6 protein-coding genes and 1 pseudogene are annotated in these 3,444 nt (G+C 44.7%); 1 reads left to right on the top strand and 6 read right to left on the bottom strand.

Annotated features, from left to right (window positions below):
* Positions 1–389 (top strand): DUF2442 domain-containing protein (locus tag PN462_RS04550; protein ID WP_272126810.1); only part of this gene is annotated, 389 nt, incomplete at its 5' end.
* A 6-nt stretch (positions 390–395) separates the two neighbouring features.
* On the opposite strand, the gene PN462_RS04555 is transcribed toward PN462_RS04550, so the two are convergent.
* From PN462_RS04555 to PN462_RS04580, 6 genes and pseudogenes are all read right to left on the bottom strand, one after another.
* Positions 396–809 (bottom strand): helix-turn-helix domain-containing protein, encoded by a 414-nt coding sequence (locus PN462_RS04555; RefSeq protein ID WP_272126811.1) that lies wholly within the window; start codon positions 807–809, stop codon positions 396–398.
* The gene (locus PN462_RS04560) at positions 793–1,092 is read right to left on the bottom strand and encodes a type II toxin-antitoxin system HigB family toxin (RefSeq protein WP_272126812.1); all 300 of its coding nucleotides are present in this window, start codon (positions 1,090–1,092) and stop codon (positions 793–795) included. Before PN462_RS04560 ends, PN462_RS04555 begins: the two co-directional genes overlap by 17 nt.
* A 56-nt stretch (positions 1,093–1,148) precedes the next feature.
* On the bottom strand, positions 1,149–2,078 hold the full coding sequence (locus tag PN462_RS04565) for a M28 family peptidase (RefSeq protein ID WP_272126815.1): 930 nt from the start codon (positions 2,076–2,078) through the stop codon (positions 1,149–1,151).
* 99 nt (positions 2,079–2,177) lie between these two features.
* A pseudogene (locus PN462_RS04570) lies at positions 2,178–2,300 on the bottom strand (DUF924 family protein); the annotation flags it as partial.
* Positions 2,301–2,384: 84 nt separating this feature from the next.
* The gene (locus tag PN462_RS04575) at positions 2,385–3,083 is read right to left on the bottom strand and encodes a DUF2202 domain-containing protein (RefSeq protein ID WP_272126818.1); all 699 of its coding nucleotides are present in this window, start codon (positions 3,081–3,083) and stop codon (positions 2,385–2,387) included.
* Between the two features lie 47 nt (positions 3,084–3,130).
* Positions 3,131–3,352 carry a hypothetical protein gene (locus PN462_RS04580; protein ID WP_272126821.1) on the bottom strand — a complete coding sequence of 74 codons (222 nt, stop codon included), beginning with the start codon at positions 3,350–3,352 and terminating at the stop codon, positions 3,131–3,133.
* Positions 3,353–3,444 lie beyond the last annotated feature (92 nt).

Here is a 3,444-nt window from a genome sequence, read left to right on the forward strand (position 1 = left end):
CCCCCCCCCCCCCCCCCGAATCTGGCCCCTGCGCTGAGGCTGTCCACTACAACCCAGACCGGAACTTAATCGAAATTCATCTCACCAATGGCGCGATTTTCGCCTTTCCGCCCCATTTAGCGCAAGGCTTAGGCAAAGCAACCCCAGAACAACTGAACGATGTCTGGCTGGATGCTGCGGGGTTAAGCGTACATTGGGAAAGCCTTGATGCAGATTTTAGCGTGTCCGGTTTAGTACAGGGGATTTTTGGGACTCAAGCCTGGATGTCTGAACTCGGACGCAAAGGAGGGAAGCGTTCTACAGCAGCAAAACGTAAAGCAGCCCGTGAGAATGGTAGAAAAGGAGGACGACCCAAAGGGTCTAAGTCTCCCCTATCTCCTTCATCTTAAATAAAGTCAATCAAGAGAATTCGAGATAAATAAGCTAGGAGACACCTTGAATAAGTCTGCTAAAATTTTAGCTTGATATAGGCTTATTGTTCTCTGACCATTGAGAACTTCTGATACTACCTCACTAGAACCAAGAATACTAACTAAATCTTCTGGAGAAGTGCCACTCGATTCCATAATATGGTGTAAAATTTGACTAGGTTGAGGTTCTTGTATTGGATAAAATTCTGCTTCGTAAGCCTCAATTAAGATAACTAACAGTTTATGAAGTTCTGTTTCTTCGGGGGTTCGATTTGGATTAAAGGTTAATTGTTCAACTAGACTTAAAGTTTGTTCATATTCTTGTTCGGTTTCAATCACTTTTGGCGTGAATTCTGCTAGTAAATTACTATAAACTGTTAGATTAAAAGTAAGGGTCATTTTTCCACTTATCCTTATCGTATTCAGCGTGAGTTAAAAGATATTTATAGTAAACAGTCTGACTACTATAGTCAATTCCGACAATTAAACGATATTTATTTCCTTTAAGATTAAAAATAGTAAAGTTGCCTACTGCTTCAGCATCCCGATAAATTTTCCTTACATCTTCTAGATGCTCCCATTTTGCCTTTTTAACAACGGCATACCAAGCCTCAATAACTTGGCTAAGGTCAGGATACATCGCCGCATCATCACGAAGTTTCCGGATTGAAATTAAGTGCATTAATGGCGTATATCTCTAATCATTTCTCTATTATACGATTGTTCTTGAAAGACAGATCAATAAGACACCAACTCGACAATGACTCGCTCTAACCCGGCTACGACTCGCGCTAAAGCCGCATAATTCACTTTATCCGGGGTGTCCTCTGGGGTGTGATAATGGGGGTAGCGAAACGGGGCGGTATCTGTCACCATGAGAGCAGGATAGTCCACTTGCCAAAATGACCAATGATCCGACCATCCTACCCCGGAAACGCCATCGGGGAGGGTTGTTCCTTCGGAGGGGAATTGGGTATGGGTGCGAAAAGACTGGATCACTTGTTTGACGAATTTTCGGGAGGAGAAATTGCCTATAAAGGCGAGGAAGTTGCCTGTAATGGGATAGACTTTATCCAGTAAACCGAGGGGATAGTCTTGACTTCCGGGTTGCTCGGAATAATAACCGATGGTTTCTAGACTGAGCATTCCGATGATATTATCATTGCGATCGCGGCATTTTTTCGCATAGACTAAACTCCCCATCTCTTCTGTCCAGAAAAAGGGCGGTTCTTCATTCACAAATTCCACCAGTCGCACTGTCCGCGAAAACTCTCGCTTCACTAACGCTTTTGCTAGGGCTAAAATAGCGACAGTCCCAGACCCATTATCATTCGCTCCTGGACTCCCCACTACTGAGTCATAATGCGCTCCAATGACCAAAATTTCCTCTGCTTTATCCGTTCCGGGTATCTCCACCTCAATATTATTAAATTTTTGTTGATTGGCTTCATACTCTTGTAAATTAACCGTATAGCCAAAGGACTCGAAGCGAGACACTAGGAAATCTTCCGCTTGTTTTAAACCGTCGTAGTGAAAATAATTATGTTCGCCAATTTCTCCGGAAAGATACTGTAAATCGGCTTGTAATTCGCTTTGTAATTGCCGTTCGTGGGGTGTTAAAGGGGGTAAGTCCCCTCGATAACTATTCCCCGGCATAGTTAGCAACATTCACCAAACCCCAATCAGTCAAAAGGCTAAGATTCCTAAAATAATGATACTTCGTTTTAGTCCATTTTTGCTAATTAATTTTAATTTCATAAGACCCCATTAAAAACGAGAACCGGGTTGCTGGAGAAATTCTACTTCAGCAGGAGTATTTTGGCGACCCAATATTTCATTGCGATGGGGAAAACGTCCAAACTGAGCAATGACATCCCGATGACGATAAGCTATGATACCCTGCGATCGCATTTTATATAACGTCCCCCACTGCTAAACCGAGCAAAGGCCAGGGAAAAACCTCCTTTCTTCTTCTTAGCTACTCCAACCGTGACGATACCGACCAAAACCATGGCCACGGCCTCGACGTTGCTGGCCAAACCCCTGTCCTCTCCCCCGTTCATGGGGTGCATTAATAATGCTTTCGTACTCCTCAACGGGTAAATGTTGCGGTTCGTAAGTTTCCCCGGTTTGACGAGTTAAAGTTACTGTAAAAGAGCGTAGATGATTACGAGACCCCCGCATTAAATTACTATAGACAAAGCGAATATCTTCCTTTTCTGCTTCTGCTACTCGCTTCTGTAAGTCTGCAATGTCCATTTCTTCAATTTCGGCCCCTACTTGCAGTGCGTCACTGAGGGAACGCTGCCCTTTTTCAACGAGGCGATCGTATAATGCTTGTAATTCAGGATTGTTGAAAACGCCGCGCCCCTTTCTCTCGCTGGGATTATCCATTCCGTAACGGTTCAGTAATCGTTCGACAGCAACGATATGACGACCTTCACTTTCGGCAATATTATGAAAAATGGGTAATTCCCACTGGTCATAGAGGCTTAAATACACTTCTTGCGCTAATTTCTCCTCCTCTCGCATATAACGCAACCCCTCTTGTTCTTCCTGACTTATGGTGTTCGTGGCCAACCGGGTCATTGCCTGGGGGTGAGGGGGGTTGACAAAATGCGCGGTATCTGCTCCTAAAAATCCGGTGCTAAGTGCTAAAAGTAGTTCAAACATGGTGTTTTATAACTCATTCGTCATATATTTTTATGATAATACTTTGTCTAGGTTAGGGAGTATAGCATTACGGGGATACGTTTGAGCATAGCCAAGGCTGGCAAACCGCACGATTCAACGATGGGATAGGGGCGGTGAGTTGACGATCGCGCGTCGAGATTCCCCCCCAGACAAGACACGAGAATCACCAAACTGGCCACCACTAGGGTGAGTAATGGCACCCCTGTCAAGGTGGGTAACGAGATATGGCGGTTTGGAGTCGCCCTCACCCCCCAACCCCCTCTCCCAACCTTGGGAGAGGGGGAGAAAATGTCTCTCACAAGTGTCTGAAACAACGGTGTCTCGTTCTACAATTTCTCAC

Origin of the sequence: Spirulina sp. CS-785/01 (genome assembly GCF_028330525.1) — a bacterium.
Taxonomy (GTDB): Bacteria; Cyanobacteriota; Cyanobacteriia; order Cyanobacteriales; family Spirulinaceae; genus JAQMSD01.